Origin of the sequence: Thauera aminoaromatica (assembly GCF_000021765.1) — a bacterium.
Taxonomy (GTDB): domain Bacteria; phylum Pseudomonadota; class Gammaproteobacteria; order Burkholderiales; family Rhodocyclaceae; genus Thauera; species Thauera aminoaromatica.
Genome location: NC_011662.2, coordinates 4,257,604 through 4,275,898 on the forward strand (window position 1 = coordinate 4,257,604; position 18,295 = coordinate 4,275,898).

At 67.6% G+C, this 18,295-nt stretch carries 16 protein-coding genes; 8 read left to right on the top strand and 8 right to left on the bottom strand.

Annotated features, from left to right (window positions below; translation table 11 throughout):
- Nucleotides 1-264: 264 nt before the first annotated feature.
- A complete protein-coding gene (locus TMZ1T_RS18715; protein ID WP_004300281.1) occupies nt 265-846 on the bottom strand; it encodes a phasin family protein in 582 nt (193 codons plus the stop codon).
- Between the two features lie 149 nt (nt 847-995).
- Here TMZ1T_RS18715 and TMZ1T_RS18720 point away from each other — a divergent pair, with 149 nt between their 5' ends.
- Nucleotides 996-1,214 (top strand): hypothetical protein, encoded by a 219-nt coding sequence (locus TMZ1T_RS18720; RefSeq protein WP_012586184.1) that lies wholly within the window; start codon nt 996-998, stop codon nt 1,212-1,214.
- Nucleotides 1,215-1,292: 78 nt separating this feature from the next.
- Here the strand turns inward: TMZ1T_RS18720 and TMZ1T_RS18725 are convergent, their stop codons facing one another.
- Nucleotides 1,293-2,615, bottom strand: a complete 1,323-nt coding sequence (locus tag TMZ1T_RS18725; protein ID WP_012586185.1) for an IS1182 family transposase — start codon at nt 2,613-2,615, stop codon at nt 1,293-1,295.
- Between the two features lie 95 nt (nt 2,616-2,710).
- On the opposite strand from TMZ1T_RS18725, the gene TMZ1T_RS18730 reads away from it, so the two are divergent.
- From TMZ1T_RS18730 to TMZ1T_RS18760, 7 genes are all read left to right on the top strand, one after another.
- Nucleotides 2,711-3,235, top strand: a complete 525-nt coding sequence (locus tag TMZ1T_RS18730) for a methyltransferase family protein (RefSeq protein ID WP_012586186.1) — start codon at nt 2,711-2,713, stop codon at nt 3,233-3,235.
- Between the two features lie 599 nt (nt 3,236-3,834).
- Nucleotides 3,835-4,503: a response regulator transcription factor gene (locus tag TMZ1T_RS18735; RefSeq protein WP_245537134.1), complete on the top strand. Its 669-nt coding sequence runs from the start codon at nt 3,835-3,837 to the stop codon at nt 4,501-4,503.
- 267 nt (nt 4,504-4,770) lie between these two features.
- Nucleotides 4,771-5,478: a MipA/OmpV family protein gene (locus TMZ1T_RS18740; protein WP_012586188.1), complete on the top strand. Its 708-nt coding sequence runs from the start codon at nt 4,771-4,773 to the stop codon at nt 5,476-5,478.
- Between the two features lie 39 nt (nt 5,479-5,517).
- Nucleotides 5,518-5,910 carry a response regulator transcription factor gene (locus TMZ1T_RS18745; protein WP_012586189.1) on the top strand — a complete coding sequence of 131 codons (393 nt, stop codon included), beginning with the start codon at nt 5,518-5,520 and terminating at the stop codon, nt 5,908-5,910.
- A gap of 48 nt (nt 5,911-5,958) precedes the next feature.
- Nucleotides 5,959-7,809, top strand: coding sequence for an ATP-binding protein (locus TMZ1T_RS18750; protein WP_004300292.1), 1,851 nt, complete (start codon nt 5,959-5,961; stop codon nt 7,807-7,809).
- Nucleotides 7,810-7,993: 184 nt separating this feature from the next.
- Nucleotides 7,994-9,730 (top strand): arylsulfatase, encoded by a 1,737-nt coding sequence (locus TMZ1T_RS18755; protein ID WP_012586190.1) that lies wholly within the window; start codon nt 7,994-7,996, stop codon nt 9,728-9,730.
- Between the two features lie 42 nt (nt 9,731-9,772).
- Nucleotides 9,773-10,558: an outer membrane beta-barrel protein gene (locus TMZ1T_RS18760; protein WP_012586191.1), complete on the top strand. Its 786-nt coding sequence runs from the start codon at nt 9,773-9,775 to the stop codon at nt 10,556-10,558.
- 161 nt (nt 10,559-10,719) lie between these two features.
- On the opposite strand, the gene TMZ1T_RS18765 is transcribed toward TMZ1T_RS18760, so the two are convergent.
- From TMZ1T_RS18765 to TMZ1T_RS18790, 6 genes are all read right to left on the bottom strand, one after another.
- Nucleotides 10,720-12,948: a tetratricopeptide repeat protein gene (locus tag TMZ1T_RS18765; RefSeq protein ID WP_012586192.1), complete on the bottom strand. Its 2,229-nt coding sequence runs from the start codon at nt 12,946-12,948 to the stop codon at nt 10,720-10,722.
- Between the two features lie 77 nt (nt 12,949-13,025).
- Nucleotides 13,026-13,697, bottom strand: coding sequence for a DUF3313 domain-containing protein (locus TMZ1T_RS18770; RefSeq protein WP_004300300.1), 672 nt, complete (start codon nt 13,695-13,697; stop codon nt 13,026-13,028).
- 213 nt (nt 13,698-13,910) lie between these two features.
- Nucleotides 13,911-14,690 (bottom strand): proteasome-type protease, encoded by a 780-nt coding sequence (locus TMZ1T_RS18775; RefSeq protein ID WP_004300301.1) that lies wholly within the window; start codon nt 14,688-14,690, stop codon nt 13,911-13,913.
- Nucleotides 14,691-14,754: 64 nt separating this feature from the next.
- A complete protein-coding gene (locus TMZ1T_RS18780) occupies nt 14,755-15,702 on the bottom strand; it encodes an alpha-E domain-containing protein (RefSeq protein WP_004300303.1) in 948 nt (315 codons plus the stop codon).
- A 37-nt stretch (nt 15,703-15,739) separates the two neighbouring features.
- Nucleotides 15,740-17,170: a circularly permuted type 2 ATP-grasp protein gene (locus TMZ1T_RS18785; protein ID WP_004300305.1), complete on the bottom strand. Its 1,431-nt coding sequence runs from the start codon at nt 17,168-17,170 to the stop codon at nt 15,740-15,742.
- Between the two features lie 159 nt (nt 17,171-17,329).
- Entirely contained in the window at nt 17,330-18,292 is a 963-nt protein-coding gene (locus TMZ1T_RS18790) for a transglutaminase family protein (RefSeq protein ID WP_012586193.1), read from the bottom strand.
- Nucleotides 18,293-18,295 lie beyond the last annotated feature (3 nt).

Here is an 18,295-nt window from a genome sequence, read left to right on the forward strand (position 1 = left end):
GTGCGCGGCCTGCACTCCGCGAATGCCGTGGGATAGCGGTTGCGCGCGGGTGCCCTTGCGGATACCCAGGCCGGCAAGCATGGTCTCCACCGTGCGGCGGATGTCGCGCATCTCGAAGGACTCGCCACCGATGCCGGCGCACCCTTCGGCGGTGCGGTTGCTCACCAAAAAGGCCAGCTCTTCCGAGCCGGCCTTCCTGCGTTCCACGGCGGGTGGATTCCCCCGCCTCCACTGCAGGTCCCCGCTCCGGCGGGTCCACCTCGCTCAGGCCGCGCTGCGGATGAGCGAGACCGTGGCGCTGGTGCCGCGGTCGAGGGCTTCGAGCGCGGCGCTGGCGGCCTGGTCGACGTGGGTGCGCGCGGTGGAGCTGGCGTGGGCGGCAGCACGGGTGACGCCGTCGTAGGCGGTCGAGGCATTGGCGACCACGGAGCGCAGGGCGTGCACCGCGAGCGCGGAGCCTGCGGGGGCGCTGCGGTTGAGCAGTTCGAGGGTGAGGATCACACCCTGCAGCCATTGCGACATGCCGGCCTCGAACAGGCGCAGCGCGTCGGCCTGGGCCTGGGCGGCGACCGTGCCCGCGGTGGTAAACCAGGCGTGGCCGTGACGCAGCACCGGGGTGATCGAGCCGATCTGGAGTTCGACCAGGGTGCGCGGCTCGCGCGCCGCGGCGGCCGCCTGGGTGAAGGCGATGGTTTCGTCGAGCAGCGCGCGGCCGGTGTTGAGGTTGAGCGCGGTCAGGTGCTCGACCCCGGAGAGCAGGCCGTCGCTCGCGGTGGCGAGTTCGTGGATACGGACCTCCGCGGTGTTGCGGAAGGCGGAAAGCATTTTCTCGGGCGAGACGTTCATGGTGTACTCCTTGCGGTGGACGACACCTGGGTGCCGACTCGGCGTGATGGACCTTGCGGCATTATGGTGCACTGCAACAAAAGACAATGCAAGTCCTTTTGGAAACGTTCCAGAATCATGCACTTGCCTTCCTTCGGGGAGCCCCGTCGATGAGCCTTTCCGGCACCCAGATCGCCAGCCTCGTACTGTGCTGGCTGGCTTACGCCGCGCTGCACTCCCTGCTCGCCTCGCTGCGGCTCAAGCGCGTGGTGGCGGCGCACTGGCCGCGGCTGGCGCCGGCCTACCGGCTAGGAGTCTGCGCGGCAGAACTCCAGAGCGTGTTTTCTAGCAGAATGATTGGCGAACCGCGAGGTGCGGCACGAGACTGAGGCCGTGGTCAAGTTGCTTTGCGACGGCGCGGCGCGCATGCCGGACGGCAACGGGGACAGGTTTGCCCCCTTTTCCCGTCATGCCGTCCTCAATGTGCTCATCCTGCGCAGGTTCAGCGCCATACAGACGAGCTTCCACTCCGCTTTGACGCGCTCCAGGCCCCGCAGGCTGAACTGCCGGAATCCCAACACGTTCTTGATCCAGCCGTTGGGCGGTTCGGCGATCCATTTCCGTTTTCGGTAGGCGCTCTTGCCCGCCTCGCTCTCGAGCTTGTCGGCCATCTGCGCGGTGTGCGGATTGCGTTCGCGATCGAAGCCGAGTCGGCGCTTACCTTCCCGGCCCAGCGCCACCACCAGTTCGGTCCCGCACCCGTCGAGTTCCCGGAACGTTTGCTCCGAGCGGTAGCCGGTGTCGGCCAGCGCCTGGCGCGGTCGGTGTTCGACGTTGTCGCGCACGGCCTGCAGTACCCCCGCCAGTTGCCCGGCGTCGCTGGCGTTGTTGGTCAGTTCGGCCGCCACGATGATGTGGGCGGTCTCGTCGACCGCCGTCTGGGCGTTGTAGCTCGGATCGAACCCGCCGCCGGCGCGCTTCATGATGCGGCTGTCCGGATCCGTGAAGTTCTCCTGCGCCTTGTCCTCGGGCACTCCAAAGTCGCGCTTGTAGCGCCCGCCCTTCGGTTTGCCGTCACCGCCGCGCGGGCGACGGTCGTCATCGTCGCTGCGCCCGCGCGCCTGATCGGCCTCGCGCTGGCGCTGCTCGAGCCGCGCCCGGGCTTCAGCAATCGCCGTCAGCCGCGCCTCGCGCCGCGCGATCTCGGCCGGCACATCCAGCTCGGGCTCGTTCCGCTCGGCGTCGTCGGCGGCCTTGGCCCGATTGAGCAGCGCCTCGATCTGCCGTTTCAACTCGGCCTCCGCCTTCACCATATGGCCGTAACTCATCGCCTTGTGGCGGCTGGCGTTTGCCTTGACCTTGGTGCCGTCGATGGCCACCGTCCCGAGCTTGACCAGCCCCATCTCGCGGGCCAGTCGTACCACCTGCACGAACAACTCGCTCAGCTCCTTCAAATGGACAGCGCGAAAGTCGCTCAGCGTGCGGTGGGCCGGGAAGTTGTCTGCCGCCAGGACCCGGAACGCCACATCCTCGTGCAGCTTGCGCGCGATCTTGCGCGAACTGAACACGCCCGTGGCGTACGCATACAGCAGCACCTTGACCATCATGGCCGGATGAAACGGCTGGTTGCGCGGTCCGCCACCGGCATACCGGGCGTGGAACGCGCTCAGATCCAACCCGTCGACCGCGTCGCTGATGAAGTACGCCAAGTGGCCTTCGGGTAGCCACTCCTGCAGCGCCTGGGGCAGCAGCATCTGCTGCTGCGGGCAATAGGGCAGATAGCTCGTCATCTCGACAGTCTACCGGCCCCGAAACGCCCGCGAGGACTTAACTCACCGACGCTTGGCTTCTGCCGCGCAGACTCCTAGCCTTCAACCTGCTCGCGGTGGTCCTGCTGCTGCCGCCGCTGTGGCTCACCTTCGCCTGGCGCGGGCCGCTGCTGTGGTCCTGGCAGGGCGGCTGGGCCTGGCTGGCGAACGGGTTGGCGGTGGCGGCGGCGGCCGGCTTCCTGTGGTCGACGCGCTACTACGACATGGGCGTGTTCTACGGCAGCACGCAGTGGCGCACACGCGAGCACGCCGCCGAGGATCCCGGGGGCCTGACGCTGTCGCCGCTGCACCGCCACGTCCGTCATCCCTGGTACAGCCTCGGCCTGCTGATCCTGTGGACGCGCGACATGGACGAGGCGCGGCTGACGAGCGCGCTGTGCATCACGCTCTACCTGTGGCTGGGCTCGCTGCTCGAAGAGCGCAAGCTGCTTGCCTTCCACGGCAAAGCCTACGCGCGCTACCGCGAGCGCGTGCCCGGGCTCGTGCCCTGGCCCGGCCGCAGCCTGAGCGCGGACGAGGCGCATGCGCTGTGTACTCGACGACAGGCTCGGGACGCCACTCCGATGCACGACGACGCCTGATCCTCGCCCGGCAAGCCCATAGGCGCGGCCCGAGGCCATCACCCGCCGGCCCTCGTCGATATCCTCGGCCGGCCAGCGCACCGAGCACGCGGGTCGGACCAGCCTCACGCTCACAGGCCAGGATGCCTGCGCAGACAAGGCCCGGCAGGTGGTCCTTTGCCTCTACGGCCAGCCCCAGGCCTGGGCAACAGACGCTGCCGCCCCGTTGAACACCCGTTTGGACTGGATCTGATAGATTGTTCGCATAGAAAATGTCGATGCGCGAAAATTGGGGTGTGAGGACCGGTAGACGCTACGCAGGAGGGTGCTGCGGATGCCCCCCTCCAGACTCGACGCAGTCGGGTTGGCGCAGATCGGAGCGGGCCTTTCCCTTTGCCTCCTTACGCGCCCGCGCCCAACCCGGCCGCGTGCCTGAACCACGACTTCAAGACCACATCACGCTTGGAGCCGCCCATCCGCGATCACAACACGCTATTGCAGAAGTCGGAATCATCATGGAGCGCGTCACCGGCCTGCGAGAGGAAACTCGCTCCTGCTCCAAACATTCGGCCGCAGCCTACGCTGCACGGCAAAGATATTCGAGGGCCGGTTTAATGATCATGGAAGCAGAGAAACCGGACATGTCCGCAGCACCCACGATATTCGTCATCGATGACGATGAGGACGTCCGTACCAGTCTGTCACGGCTGCTGCGCGCCGCCGGCTGGCAAGTCGAGACCTTCGCTTCGGCAGGCGACTTCCTCGAGCGCCCCGCCTGCGCCGGTACAGCTTGTGTATTGCTCGATGTCGACATGCCGGAAATGACAGGTCCGCGCTTGCACGAAACGATGCTCGCACGCGGCATCGACATGCCGGTCATCTTCCTCACCGGAAAGGGAGACGTGCCCACGACCGTCCAGGCAATGAAGCGCGGCGCCGTCGATTTCCTGCTCAAGCCGGTGGAAAACGATACGCTCTTTGCCGCCATCGAGATCGCCCTGCGACGTCACGACAGCGATCAGGCGCGCCGACGGGAACAACTCGGCATCGCCATGCGCCTGGATCGCCTCTCGGCCCGCGAGCGCGAAGTCATGGAACTGGTCGTTCTGGGCCGCCTCAACAAGCAGATTGCAGCGGAACTGGGCATCGCCGAAAAGACCGTCAAGATTCACCGCGGGCGAGTCATGGAAAAAATGGAGGTCCAATCCGTGGCTGCACTGGTCCACCTGTTGGACCGCGCCGACGACAGAGCGCCAGCCGGTGGCGGCGACCCGCCCCTCCAGCGCTAGCCCCGTTTGTTTCACCCCTGGCGCAGGCGGGAACCGCCCCCCGGTTACCCGAACTGCGCCAAAGCCAATAAGACCAAGAGGCGATTACGGTCGGGCGGCGGCCCGCCTACCATCGGTTCTCCCTGACCTCCTGGAGAGACATGATGCGACATTCCGGCAAGCTGCTTGTTGGCCTGGCCGCGTTCGTGACGATGGTTACCGGCAACATCACCGCAGCACGGGGCGCAAGGCTTTCTCGAACTCGAGCAAACGCCTGCCTTCATTGGCTTGGGCGCCGGCAGCGTCCCGGATTACAAGGGCTCGGACGATCGCAGCGGCGGCGTCGCCCCCTACGCCCGCTACACCTTCGCCGGCCAGCAGCGCTACGTGCAACTGTTCGCCAACGAATTGAGCCTCAACCTGGTCGACAGCCAGAAATATCGCTTCGGGCCGGTGATCAACTACCACTTCGGCCGGGACAGCGACGTCGAGGACGACGTGGTCCGCCAGATGAGGGACATCGACGGCACCGTCGAACTCGGCGTCTTCGGCGACATCGCCTGGGTCGATGCCGCCAACCCGCGCAATCGCCTGATCGTCGGCGGCATGCTGCTGCAGGATGCCGGCGGCGAAAGCGACGGCCTGCGCGCAAGGCTCTCGGCCCGCTACTGGCGCCAGGTGCACCGCGCCGTGGACGTGCATGTCGGCGCCGGCTTCATGTACGGCAACCGCAAGTACAACGATCACTACTTCGGCATCAATGCGGACAACGTGGGCAGCGCGCCCCTCCCGGCCTACAAGGCAGACAGCGGCGTACACGAGGCCTACATAAACCTGGGAACAGCCCTTTACCTGAGCAAGGAATGGGTGCTCGGCGCCGGCCTGCGCTACGGTCGGATCACCGGCGATGCCGCCGACAGCCCCCTGGTCGACCAGCGCGGCAGCGAGAACCAGGTCATCGGCGGCATTGGTGTGGCCTACATCGGGTGGCGTTGACTGCGGAGGATCGATCACCGGGCCGGCAGGAGCTCATGCATGCGCGATGGTTCGAACGCCCTGAGCATTCACATCGTCGATGACGACGAGATGGTCAGATGCGGGCTGGCACGGCTGATGCGTTCCGCCGGCCACTCGCCGCTGAGCTTTGCCGACGGCGAGTCCCTGCTGACCCACCTGCATCAGGCCGTTCCCGACTGCGTCCTGATCGACATCACGCCCACCGGCAGACTCGGCATCAAGCCGCAGGAAAGACTGCGGGCGCGACTTGCCGATATTCCCTTGATCGCCATCTCTGCCCGCGACGACGAGGAGACCGTTCGCCTGGCCCGCCAGCTGGGCGCCCGCTTCTTCTTTCACAAGCCGGTAGATGGCCTGGCACTGCTCGATGCCATCAAGTGGGTGACGGGAGACCCGGCGGCCCGCCGATAGTCCGGAACAGGCTTGGTAGGCCACCCGCTTGGCGTTACATTCCGGGACATGCCGGGCTTGAACCTGATCGACGTAATCTGGCCGATGATGGCCGCCACCAGCTTGACGCTGGCGGTCATCTTTTTCTTCATCTGGATTCACCTTCGGGCCCAGCGCGATTACCTGGCTTTCGCCCTGTTCGCCGTCTGCGTCTGGTTTTACACGTTCGGCGAGTGGTCGCTGATGCGGGCGACGACGCCCGAGGCCTACGGCGACACCCTGCGCTGGATGATGGTCGTGGTCCCGATCGGGGTCATCCTCCTGGCCGCGTTCATCCGCTGGCACCTGCGCGCAGGCCGCGACTGGCTGTTCTGGAGCGTCTGCGGCCTGCGGCTGCTCGGCATCCCGCTCAACTTCCTGTTCGGGGCCAATGTCGTCTATTCGGAGATCACCGAGCTCCAGCAACAGGCGACCATGTTCGGCGACAGCATCGCCATGCCGGTCGGCGTCCCGGGGCCCTTCCACTGGCTGGTCAACAACCTCGCCGACATCCTGCTGGTCCTCTTTCTCGCCGACGCAACCCATTCCGCCTGGCGCCGCGGCGACGCTCTGACCCGGCGGCGCGCCCTTTTGGTCGGTGGCGGCACCATCCTGTTCTTCCTCATCGCCGCGGGCCATGCCACGCTGCTGCACGCCGGACTGGCATCCTCGCCATATCTGATCAGCATCAGCTTTCTCGGCATCGTCCTGGTCATGTCCTATCAGCTGGGCTTCGATGTCTTCCGCTCGGTGCACCTGGCCATCCAGCTGCGCGAGAGCGAACAGCGGATGGAGCTGGCCGTCCATGCCGCGCGCCTCGGGCTCTGGGAATGGGACATCGAGCGCGACGTCTTCTGGGCCAACGACACCGGCTATGCGATGTTTTCCTTTCTGCCCGGCGAGCGCGTGGACTTCGACAGGTTCAGCCAGCGCATCCATCCCGAGGAGAGAGCCGCAGTCGTCACCGCCGTCCACGATGCCCTCGCCAACCATCGCCGCTACGAGAAGGAATACCGCATCGTCCTGCCCTCCGGCGACACCCGCTGGATGCACGCCTGGGGGCAGGCCGAATACAGCGCCAGCGGCAAGCCGACCAAGCTGCTCGGCGTCGTCCTCGATGCCACCGAGCGCAAGCTGGCGGAGCAGCGCCAGGACGAGATCGAGAGACTGGCCAACCGCCAGCGCGACGAACTCGCGCACCTGTCGCGCGTCGCCATGCTGGGCGAGCTTTCCGGCGCTCTCGCCCATGAGCTGAACCAGCCGCTGACCTCGATCCTCAGCAATGCCCAGGCGGCCCAGCTGTTCATCGCCCGCGGCGTGGTGAGCGCCGACGAGATCGGCCCCATCCTCGACGACATCGTCAAGGCCGACCGCCGTGCCGGCGACATCATCCGGCGCCTGCGGCGGTTGCTAAAGAAGGACGACTCGACGCGGCAGTGGCTCGACCTCAACGAGGTGGTCAGCGAGGTCCTGCGGCTGACCAACAGCGACCGCGTTTCCCGCGGGATCACCATCAAGCTCGAGTTGTCGCCGGACCTGCCTCCTGTCTATGGCGACGAGGTGCAATTGCAGCAGGTCCTCCTGAACCTGCTGAACAACGCCTGCGATGCCATCGAGGCCGTCGACGCGCTGCCGGCGCTGACCGTCCGCACCGTATGCGAGGCCGGCAACGTCATCGTCTCCGTGGCCGACCGCGGCAGCGGCATCGGCGCCGAGGACATGGAGCGCATCTTCGAGCCCTTCGTCACCACCAAGGCCAAGGGCCTGGGCTTGGGCCTGTCGATCTGCCGGACCATCATCCAGGCTCACGGCGGCCGGCTCTGGGCTGAAAACCGGCAGGACGGCGGCGCGGTCTTCCACTTCGTGGTGCCTGTCGCGTGAACCCTGCCAATCGCCGCCCGGGCTGCTGGCGGACGGATCGCCGGCTCGTCCGGCGGTAAGACCAAGGTCTGATTTCTCGCCCCAGCCCCGGCGCATAACCTTCTCCTCCATGCCGGGTGGAGCGCGTGTGCGCTCTCCGGCGCATCGGTCCACCCCGGACCGTCTTCGACGGAAGGAGAAAACAATGACCATTCCCCGCAACACCCCCAACCCGTCCCCGGGCAGTCGCTGGCGGAAACTCGCCGCCTGCGCCGGGATGCTGATGGCAGCCGGCCTCGGCTTGTTGCATGGCGCCCCCCAGGCCAGTGCTGCCGAGCCGGCCAAGAAACCCAATATCCTGCTGATCGTTGCCGACGACATGGGCTATTCCGATGTCGGCGCCTTCGGCGGCGAGATCGAGACCCCGAACATCGACGCGCTGGCCCAGCGCGGCCTGAGCGCGACCAATTTCTACGTCGCCCCGACCTGCTCGCCGACCCGCTCGATGCTGCTCACCGGCACCGACAACCACGTCGCCGGCTTTGGCGTCATGTCCGAGTACACGGGGCCGCAGCAGAAGGGCAAGCCCGGCTACGAAGGCCATCTGAACCAGCGCATGACCAGCATCGCCACCCTGTTGCGCGATTCCGGCTACCACACCTACATGGCCGGCAAATGGCACCTCGGCGAGGAGAAGGGACAGTGGCCGGCCGACCAGGGCTTCGAGCGCGACTTCACCCTGATGCAGGGTGGCGGCAGCCACTGGTCGGATATGGGTTATCCCAACCCCCAGCATCCGAACCTGACCTTCACGCGCAACGGCAAGCTGCTCGACAAGCTGCCCGACGACCACTTCTCGACGGCGGCCTTCAGCGATTTCATCACGCAGTCGATCGACGAGAACAAGGCCGACGGCAAGCCCTTCTTCGCCTATCTCTCCTACCAGGCGGTGCATAGCCCCTTCGCCCTGCCGGACGACTGGATCGACAAGTACAAGGGACGCTACGACCAGGGCTACGATGCACTGCGCGCCGAGCGCCTGGCGCGGATGAAGGCGATGGGACTGGTCGGCGCCGACGTCAGCCTGGCACCGCGCATGCCCAACGTGCCCGCGTGGGACAGCCTGACGCCCGAGCAGAAGAAGATTTCCGCCCGCAAGATGGAAGTCTATGCGGCGATGGTGGCCAACATGGACCACCACATCGGCCGCGTCCTCGGCCACCTGAAGGCCAACGGCCAGCTCGACAACACGCTGGTGCTGTTCTTCTCCGACAACGGCGCCGAACCGGTCGAACTGCTCGAGCTCGCGGCCTCGGTCGATCCGGCGATGAAGGTCTGGCTGGAGAAGAACTGGGACACCAGGCCGGAAAACTGCGGCCGCAAGATGTCCGTCTGTGACTACGGCGCCGCCTGGGCCCAGGTCGGCTCGACCCCCTTCAACTACTTCAAGCACTACACCGCCGAGGGCGGCATCCGCTCGCCGCTGATCGCCGCCGGTCCCGGCGTCGTCTCCGACGGCCAGACCACCCGGGCCGTCCTGCACGTGACCGATGTCGTACCGACACTCCTCGAACTTGCCGGCGTCAGCCACCCGTCGCAGCGCGGAGGAAGCGATCAGGCACCGCTGACCGGCAAGTCGATGCAGCCTGTCCTCGTCGGCAAGGCGCAGGACATCCGCAGCGCCGACGAATGGATCGGCTGGGAGCTGTTCGGCAACCGCGCCCTGCGCCAGGGCGACTGGAAGGCCCTGTCCCTGCTGAAGGCAGCCGGCGGCACCGGCGAATGGCAGCTGTACAACCTGAAGGACGACCCGACGGAGTCACGCGACCTGGCGTCCAGCCAGCCGGCCAAGCTCGCGGAGCTGACCCGGCTGTGGGACCTCTATGCCAGCCAGAACGGCGTCATTCTCACCGGTGACGGTCCGTTCAAGGGCAGGAAATAAGCGCCGGATCAGTCGGTCGATGATGAAACCAGGAGCAACACGATGAGGAAGATCGCTTACCGACTGCCGCTGACCCTGGCCGGTCTGCTCGCGGGCCTCGGCCCGCTGGGCGCGGCCCAGGCCGCAGATGAATGGGACGTCGCCGTCACCCCCTATCTCTGGGCCACCGGCATGAAGGGCGACACGCAAGCCGGCAGGCTGCCGAAGACGAGCGTCGACATGAAGTTCTCGGACATCATGGACACCCTGGACTTCGGCCTGATGGGCCAGCTGGAGGCGCGCAAGAACCGCTGGGGCGTCTTTGTCGACGCCATCTACATGAAGCTGTCGGATAGCGCCGAAGCCTCGCCGGCGGTTCTCGGCGGCTCCCCGGACCTGCACGCCAAGGCGAGGATCAAGCAAAGCACGCTGGCCGCCGCGCTGACCTACCGGGCGCTCGAGGGCCCGTCACCGGTCGACCTGTTCGGCGGGCTCCGCTACACCAGGCTCGACGTCGATGTCGATGTCGACGCCAGCGTCTTCGGCGGCGCGGTCGGCGTGCAGGTGAAGCGCGACGCCACCAAGGACTGGGTCGACCCCTACATCGGTGTACGTGCCCAGCACAGGCTGAACGACAAATGGACGCTGGTCGGCTATGGCGACGTCGGCGGCTTCGGTGTAGGCGCCGACTTCACCTGGCAGGCCTCGCTGGGCGCCAACTACGATCTGTCCAGAACCACCTCGGCCAGCTTCGGTTACCGCTATTTCAGCGTCGACTACGACGACGACGGCTTTCTCTACGACATGGAGAACGAAGGCCTGTACCTGGGCGTGAGCTTCCGCTTCTGACGCAGCCCCCCGGGACGGTTCAGGCCGTCCCGGCTTCCACACCTGAATCGAGCCGCGCCAAGCACGAACCTTGCGCCGATCGGTATCACCCCTTCCCTTCCTGATGCAGCAGAACGCCGTAGCGCGCGGCATGCGGGCAGCGATTGCCCGCGGCGAGAGACTCATCGCTCCCGCAAGGTCTCGCACAAAGCCTTGGCTTGCCGGTCCCCCGGGAAGCGCTCGAGCAATTCCTCGGCATAGGCGCGCGCCCTGACCATGTCCTTCTGGTCGCGACTGATCGTCGCCAGGGCGAAAAGGACATCGCGATTGCCCGGATGCTGCGATTGCGCCTGACGCAGGATGCGCAGGGCGCCTACCCCGTCGCCACTGCCCTGCAGGGCCAGGGCATAGACATAGCTGTAGCGGGCATTGGCGCTTTCCGCTTCGGCAGCCTCGCGCAGCCACTGCAGGGCTTCGCCGCGGCGTTGCTGGCGGATCAGATTGAGGCCGAGGGTATGGCGCAGGTCGGCATCGAAGGTGATCCTGTCGATGCCCTCGCGCAGCAGGTGCTCGCCCTCGCCTTCGCGCTGCTGCAGGCGGTAAAGGTCGGCCAGGTTGACATAGGCCGGGACGAAACGAGCATCCAGCCGCAGTGCCGTCCGGTAGGCCTGTTCCGCCTGCTCGCCGTCGCCCATCGACAGGGCGAGCAGCCCCTGGCTGACATGACTCTCGGGCAGATCGGCGTTGACCTGAAGCGAAGCTTCGTACTCGGCCACGCCGCGCAGCAGTTCCTCCCGCTGGGCCGCCGGCAGTCGCTCGCGCAGCAGCGGGGCAAGAACCCGGACAGCCTCGAGGCGTACCGTCCGCTCGCTGTCGCGCAGGCTGCTCCAGCCCTGCTCGAAGCGGGTGCGCGCATCCGCCACCTCGAGGAAGCGCAACGAGGCGGCGCGCACCAGCGGCTGCCGATCCGCCAGCAAGGCCTGCAGCTCGGGCGTCGGCGGCACCGCCCCCAGGCCGGCCAGGCGGCTGGCGGCGCTGCCGCGGACAATCGCCGGCTGCTGCGGATCGCTCGCCACCGCCAGCAAGCGGGCAGCCCCGTCGGCCGCACCGGTGGCGGCCGCATGGAAGGCTTCGGCAAAATGCGGCCCGCGCATCCGGCTCTCGGGATACCACCGGGAAAGGGCACGGGCCGCCCATTCGTGGCCCTGCTGCGCATGGCATCCGGCACAGGCGTTCGGCGTGCCCAGCCTGACGGAGAGATCGGGACGCGGCACACGGATGCTGTGGTCGGCGCGCCAGTCATGGACCATGTACGCCCGCTGCGGCATATGGCAGCTGGTGCAACTGGCCCCCGGGCTGCCCGCCGGGTGATGGTGGTGCGCCGGGGTGTCGTAGCGTGCCGCCGGATGGCAGCTGGCGCACAGGGCATTGCCCTCGGCCCGCAGCTTCAGGCTGTGCGGCTCGTGGCAGTTGGTGCAGGCGACGCCGGCCGCATGCATCCGGCTCTGCGTGTAGGAGGCGTACTCGAAGACCTCGTCCTTGATCTGGCCGTCGGCAAAGTACAGCCGCTCCTCGAGCAGGGCCAGGCGATGGCTGTTGCCCAGCGGGCGGCCACCGCCGTCATCGGACCAGATCGGCCCGCGCCGCGAATGGCAGCGGGCACAGGCCTCGACCTGCGCTGCAGCGCTGGCCGGATCGAAGGCCCAGGTGGTGGTGGCCGCGGCAGCCAGCGAAACCGTCAGTCCCTTGTCGCCCGCCGGACGCCTTGCCGCCGGCAGTGCGGCCCAGTCGGCATGCTTGCCGCCGGCACCGTGACAGGCCTCGCAGGCGACGTTGATCTCGCTCCAGGTCGTCCGGTAACGATCGGCCGCCAGGTCGTAGTTCTTCTGCAGATTGGTCGAGTGACACTCGGCACATTGATGGTTCCAGGTCTGGCTGCGCGCCGTCCAGTGCTGCGGATGGCGGTGATCCATCGGCTCATTGGGGTAAAGATGGAACCAGCGCTGGCCGCCGACGGCCGCCGGCCGGCTATCCCAGGCGATGCCCAGCGCCTGGACATGGCCATTGGGCAACTCGATCAGGTACTGCTGCAACGGCGTCCAGCCGAAGGTGTATTTGATCCGGTAGTCCTGCAACTTGCCATCCGGGCCATCGGTGCGCACGAAATAGCTGCCGTCCTTGCGATAGAAGCGCGAGGTCACGCCATGCGCGGTGAAGGTGGCGTCGTTGAAGTCGCCCAGGACCTTGTCGGTTGCCGCCACGGCCATCGCCAACTCGTGATGCGAGCCGCGCCAGGCCTCGGCCTCCGCCTGATGGCAGGCGACGCAGCGGGTACTGCCGACATACCCGGAGCCAGCCACCGACCAGGGGGCCAACAGCAGGGCAAGAATGAAGACGGCGAGTTGCCTCATGTCAAGTCCGCTCCTGCGTCGTCACCACCCGGTCGCATGCCATGCCGGCAGCGACCGGGTCGCCCACGTCGCCCCCTCTAGTTGGCAGCCTTGGCGGCCTGCATGAAGGCGGCGGCATCCTTGGCCCAGGCGTCGATGGCCGGTTGCATCTGCTCGAGGGTCAGCGTGTCCTTGACGGTCTTCAGCTTGGCGCCTTCACCTTCACGCATGCCAGCGGCAACGAGCTGGCCGGTCGCGGTGTCGGTCACCTCGTATTCGAGAGCCAGAACAGCGCGTTTGGTGGTCTGGCCCATGGTCAGCACGAAGGCGACGGGCAGCAGCTGGTAAGGCTTCAGACCCTCGTCCTTGGCCGCTGCTGCGGTGACCGCCGGACGCATTCGCAGGACATTGGGCCCAGGCTTGTCGACTACGCGCACCACCGTCTGCAATTCGCGGCGAAAGGCCTCGTCGAGGGCGGCAGCGATCTGGTTCAGCGTGGCCATGCCCAGCTGTTCCGTCGGCTGCGGCGCCGGATGGAAGACCGTCTTGTCCACCATCACGGCGTCGTACTGAGCGAACGAGATCCCCGGGGCGACCCAGCGCCTGGCGCGTTCGCCCGACGGCGAACGGACCTCCTCCATACTGGCGTAGGTGGTGTCCTTGAGGAAACCGGACGGGGCGCCCAGATCTTTCTTGTCGTCGGCCAGCGCTTGATTGGCAAGGACACTGGCCGCCAGGGCCATGCCCGTCAAATAGGCAGGGAAACGCATCGCATTGCTCCTGAAGGCACATGAAGGGGGGAGGTGTCCTGATCGTAAGCTGCCGACCGTTCGCCGACTATCGGGCTTTGGTCTTACAGCCAGGCTGAAGATCGCCTCGCGCGCCCCCTCGGGCCGATCACCCTCGACGTGGTGAAAGCCCCTCATGCATCCGCCTTGAGATTCCAGGGCAGAAGGGCTGCGCCGTTGGCAGGCCTGCTTCGATCAGGACGACACCACCCCGATGCACGGCGGCAGCTGATCCTCCCCCGGCCAGCGCGACCAGTCGGGGTCGGGCAGCGCGTTGAAGACCTGGCGCAGGCTGGCGCCCCACTCCTTGTGGATCATGTCGAAATAAGGGTTGTCCCAATCCACGCTGACGTGGCGGGCGACGCGCAGTTCGTCGCGGCGGTAGATCAGCAGGTCGAGCGGCAAGCCCACCGACAGGTTGGAGCGGATGGTCGAGTCCATCGAGATCAGCGCGCACTTGGCGGCCTCGTCGAGCGAGGTCTTGCTGGTGACGATGCGGTCGATGATCGGCTTGCCGTATTTCGACTCGCCGATCTGGAAGTACGGCGTGTCGATCGAGGCCTCGATGAAGTTGCCGGCCGAGTAGATGTTGAACAGGCGCGGCGACTCGTCGCCGATCTGCCCGGCGAGGATGAAGCTGGCGTTGAACTCCACGCCGAACTGCTTGAGCGCCTCGGCGTCCTGGCGATGCACGCCGCGGATGGTCTCGCCGACCAGGCGGGCGCACTCGAACAGGGTCGGCGCGTTCCACAGGCTGTCGCGGTCCTGCACCGCGGCGTGCTCGCGCAGCAGGCTGATCACCGCCTGGGTGATGGCGAGGTTGCCGGCGCTCATCAGCACCAGCACGCGGTCGCCGGCACGCTCGAACACGGTCATCTTGCGGAAGGTGTTGATGTGGTCCACGCCCGCGTTGGTGCGCGAGTCGGACAGGCAGACCAGCCCCTCGTCGAGGCACATGGCGACGCAGTAGGTCATGGGTTCGATCCCGTCGGTTCATTGGCCCGGCCCCGGGTCCGGGCCGGAAGACGCCGCGTACCGGTCATGCCGCGACCGGAACCAGAAAGTTCTCGCCGATGCTGTCGCCGAGGCGGTTGATGCGCACCAGGAAGCGCTCCAGCCAGGGATGCAGGCCGGCATCGAAGATGTCGTCCATGCGCCCGTAGTGCAGCGTCGCGTGCAGCTCGCCGGCCTGGCGTGCGGCCTCGGCCGAGTGGATGCTGGCGATCTCGCCGAGGATGCCGTTGATCTCGTCCAGGCAGGCGTGCAGCGAGCGCGGCATGTCGGCGTTGAGGATCAGCAGCTCGGCCACCTTGTAGGGTGTGATCACGTCGCGATACACGTGGCGGTAGGTCTCGAAGGCCGACACCGAGCGCAGCAGCGCCCCCCACTGGTAGAAGTCGGTCGAGCTGGTGAGTCCCTCGGCCTTGGGCAGCAGGCTGTGGTACTTCACGTCGAGCAGGCGCGCGGTGTTGTCGGCGCGCTCGAGGAAGGTGCCCAGGCGCACGAACTTGAAGGCCTCGTCGTGCAGCATGGTGCCGAAGGTCACCCCGCGCAGCAGGTGGGAGCGGAACTTCACCCACTCGAAGAACTCGCCGAGGTCGGTGGCGCGCAGCTTCTGCGGCGTCATCTCGCGGATCTCGAGCCAGGTCGCGTTGGTGGTCTCCCACATCTCGGCGGTCAGCGTGCCGCGCACCGCGTGCGCATTCTCGCGCGCGGCGCGCAGGCAGTTCCACACGCTCGAGGGGTTGTCGCGGTCGAGCACGACGAACTCGATCACGTCGCAGGCGGAGAGCGGCCTGCCGGTGCGGGCGAAGGCCTCCGACAGTTCGCTGATGTCGAGGATGGCGGACCAGCTCTCGGTGTCGCCGCCGTTGGCCCCGGGCAGCAGCGACATGCGGTAGGACACGTCGAGCATACGCACGGTGTTCTCGGCGCGCTCGGTGTAGCGCGCCATCCAGTACAGGTGGTCTGCGGTTCGGCTCAGCATGGGGGTTCTCCTTGGCAATTGCGCGGCGGCGGGCGGCTCAGCCCACCACCCAGGTGTCCTTGGTGCCCCCGCCCTGCGAGGAGTTGACCACCAGCGAGCCGGCCTTGAGCGCGACGCGGGTGAGGCCGCCCGGCACCATGCGGATCTCGCGTCCGCCCGAGAGCACGAAGGGTCGCAGGTCGATGTGGCGCGGCGCGATGCCGGCGTCGACGAAGGTCGGGCAGGTGGACAAGGACAAGGTCGGCTGGGCGATGTACTTCTCCGGCGCGGCGAGGATGCGCTGGCGGAACTCCTCGATCTCGGCCTTGGTGGCCGCCGGCCCCACCAGCATGCCGTAGCCGCCGGCGCCATGGACCTCCTTGACCACCAGCTCGGGCAGGTGGGCGAGCGTGTAGGCGAGGTCGTCGGGTTCGCGCAGCATCCAGGTCGGGACGTTGTTGAGGATCGGCTCCTCGCCGAGGTAGAAGCGCACCATCTCGGGCACGTAGGGGTAGATCGACTTGTCGTCCGCCACCCCCGTGCCGACCGCATTGGCCAGCGTCACCCGGCCGGCGCGGTAGGCCGACATCAGGCCCGGCACACCGAGCATCGAGTCGGCGCGGAAGACCTCGGGGTCGAGGAAGTCGTCGTCCAGCCGCCGGTAGATCACATCCACCCGCCGCGGCCCCTGGGTGGTGCGCATGAACACGGTGTCGTCCTCGACGAAGAGGTCCTGGCCCTCGACGAGCTCGATGCCCATCTGCTGGGCGAGGAAGCTGTGCTCGAAGTAGGCGCTGTTGAAGGCGCCCGGGGTGAGCAGCACCGCGGTGGGGTCGAGTACGCCGGCCGGCGCCACCGCGCGCAGGGTCTCGAGCAGCAGGTCGGGGTAGTGCTCGACCGGCTGCACGTCGTAGCGCGAGAACAGGTCGGGGAAGAGCCGCATCATCATCTTGCGGTTCTCCAGCAGGTAGCTCACCCCCGAGGGCACGCGCAGGTTGTCCTCCAGCACGTAGTAGTCGCCCTTGCCGTCGGCACCCGCGGCACGCACCAGGTCGATGCCGGCGATCATCGCGTACAGCCCGCCGGGCACGTGCACACCCTTCATCTCGGGGCGGAACTGGGCGTTGTCCAGCACCTGGTCGGCGGGGATGCGTCCGGCGCGCAGGATCTCCTGGCCGTGGTAGATGTCGGCGAGGAAGGCGTTGAGCGCGCGCACGCGCTGGCGCAGGCCGGCCTCGAGCGTGCGCCATTCGTCGCCGGGGATGATGCGCGGCAGCAGGTCGAAGGGGATCAGGCGCTCCTTGCCGCCGTCGGCGCCATAGACGTTGAAGGTGATGCCGACGCGGTGGAAGGCGAGATCGGCCTCCTTGCGCTTGCGCGCGATCAGCTCGCGCGGGGTGTGCCCGAGCCACTCGCTGTAGGGCTGGTAGTGCGTCCGGATCGTGCCGTCGGCGGCGTGCATCTCATCGAAAGGCTTGGCGGCGTTCATGGCGTGCTCTGCGCGGATGGTTTATCGACTCCCTCGCAGGGCCTACAGCAGAAAACGTGCCAAGCCCATGAAACATGCAAAGCCGCGCCGGCAACGGGGTCGGGCACGTCGACGCCCGCGGGCACCGCGCTGGTGCGCACCATGGTGGCCGCCGACGCATCAATCTGGTGCGTCGGCGGCACGCGCCGGGCGCCCGCCCCGCCGCGGGGGCGGGCCCTCCTCCACCGGCATCACCGTCACCGCGACCTCGACGCCGTGCCCGCCCCCGCCGAGAATGACGCCGCGCAGCGGACACACGTCGCCGTAGTCCCGCCCCCAGGCCAGCGTGATGTGACCGCTGCCAGGCTGCAGGTCGTTGGTCGGATCGATGTCGATCCAGCCCGCGCCCGGGCACCACAGCGCCACCCAGGCGTGCGAGGCGTCGGCGCCGATCAGGCGCAGCTGGCCCGGCGGAGGCTCGGTGAGCAGGTAGCCGGAGACGTAGCGCGCGGCCAGGCCGAGCGCGCGCAGACAGGCGATCATCAGGTGGGAGAAGTCCTGGCACACCCCACGGCGCGCCGCGAAGACCTCCGCCACCGGGGTGGCGACGCTGGTCGCCGCGGGGTCGAAGCGAAAATCGGCGTGGATGCGCGCCGACAGCGCGAGCAAGGCGTCGAGCACCGGCCGCCCCGGGGTGAAGCTCGCCAGCGCATAGTCGGCGTACTGCGCCGCCTCGTCGCCGAGCGCCACGAAGGGCGAAGCGAAGCGGTACTGCCCGGCGTCGCGCGCGTCGGCGCGCAGCGGCGCGTGGCCGGAGAGGCCGTCGCGCAGGTGGTCGCGCGCGGTCTCCCAGGGCGGACTCGCCGCCGGCTCGGGCCAGGCCGGCGGGTCGACGCGGATGCGGCTGCGTGCGCGCACGACGAGTTCCGTGTGCGGCGCGTGCAGCGCGAACGCGGTCACCGGGTTGCCGAAGAAGTCGCTGCGCTCGCTACGCCGGGCCGGCGCCGGCGCGATCTCCAGGTGGTGCGCGAGGGTGCGCTGGCCGGCGCATTCGCGCGGGCGCAGGTGAGCCACCTGCTGCGACAGCGCCACCGCACTGTCGTAGCGGTAGGTGGTGTCGTGGAGGATCTCGTAGAGCGCCATCGC

What these genes read in the sequence shown, in the direction of transcription:
- TMZ1T_RS18725 (WP_012586185.1), bottom strand. Translation starts at nt 2,615, where the DNA reads ATGACGAGCTATCTGCCCTATTGCCCGCAGCAGCAGATGCTGCTGCCC.
- TMZ1T_RS18770 (WP_004300300.1), bottom strand. Translation starts at nt 13,697, where the DNA reads ATGCGTTTCCCTGCCTATTTGACGGGCATGGCCCTGGCGGCCAGTGTC.
- TMZ1T_RS18785 (WP_004300305.1), bottom strand. Translation starts at nt 17,170, where the DNA reads ATGAACGCCGCCAAGCCTTTCGATGAGATGCACGCCGCCGACGGCACG.
- TMZ1T_RS18755 (WP_012586190.1), top strand. Translation starts at nt 7,994, where the DNA reads ATGACCATTCCCCGCAACACCCCCAACCCGTCCCCGGGCAGTCGCTGG.
- TMZ1T_RS18720 (WP_012586184.1), top strand. Translation starts at nt 996, where the DNA reads ATGAGCCTTTCCGGCACCCAGATCGCCAGCCTCGTACTGTGCTGGCTG.
- TMZ1T_RS18735 (WP_245537134.1), top strand. Translation starts at nt 3,835, where the DNA reads ATGGAAGCAGAGAAACCGGACATGTCCGCAGCACCCACGATATTCGTC.
- TMZ1T_RS18790 (WP_012586193.1), bottom strand. Translation starts at nt 18,292, where the DNA reads ATGGCGCTCTACGAGATCCTCCACGACACCACCTACCGCTACGACAGT.
- TMZ1T_RS18750 (WP_004300292.1), top strand. Translation starts at nt 5,959, where the DNA reads ATGCCGGGCTTGAACCTGATCGACGTAATCTGGCCGATGATGGCCGCC.
- TMZ1T_RS18780 (WP_004300303.1), bottom strand. Translation starts at nt 15,702, where the DNA reads ATGCTGAGCCGAACCGCAGACCACCTGTACTGGATGGCGCGCTACACC.
- TMZ1T_RS18745 (WP_012586189.1), top strand. Translation starts at nt 5,518, where the DNA reads ATGCGCGATGGTTCGAACGCCCTGAGCATTCACATCGTCGATGACGAC.
- TMZ1T_RS18775 (WP_004300301.1), bottom strand. Translation starts at nt 14,690, where the DNA reads ATGACCTACTGCGTCGCCATGTGCCTCGACGAGGGGCTGGTCTGCCTG.
- TMZ1T_RS18760 (WP_012586191.1), top strand. Translation starts at nt 9,773, where the DNA reads ATGAGGAAGATCGCTTACCGACTGCCGCTGACCCTGGCCGGTCTGCTC.
- TMZ1T_RS18715 (WP_004300281.1), bottom strand. Translation starts at nt 846, where the DNA reads ATGAACGTCTCGCCCGAGAAAATGCTTTCCGCCTTCCGCAACACCGCG.
- TMZ1T_RS18765 (WP_012586192.1), bottom strand. Translation starts at nt 12,948, where the DNA reads ATGAGGCAACTCGCCGTCTTCATTCTTGCCCTGCTGTTGGCCCCCTGG.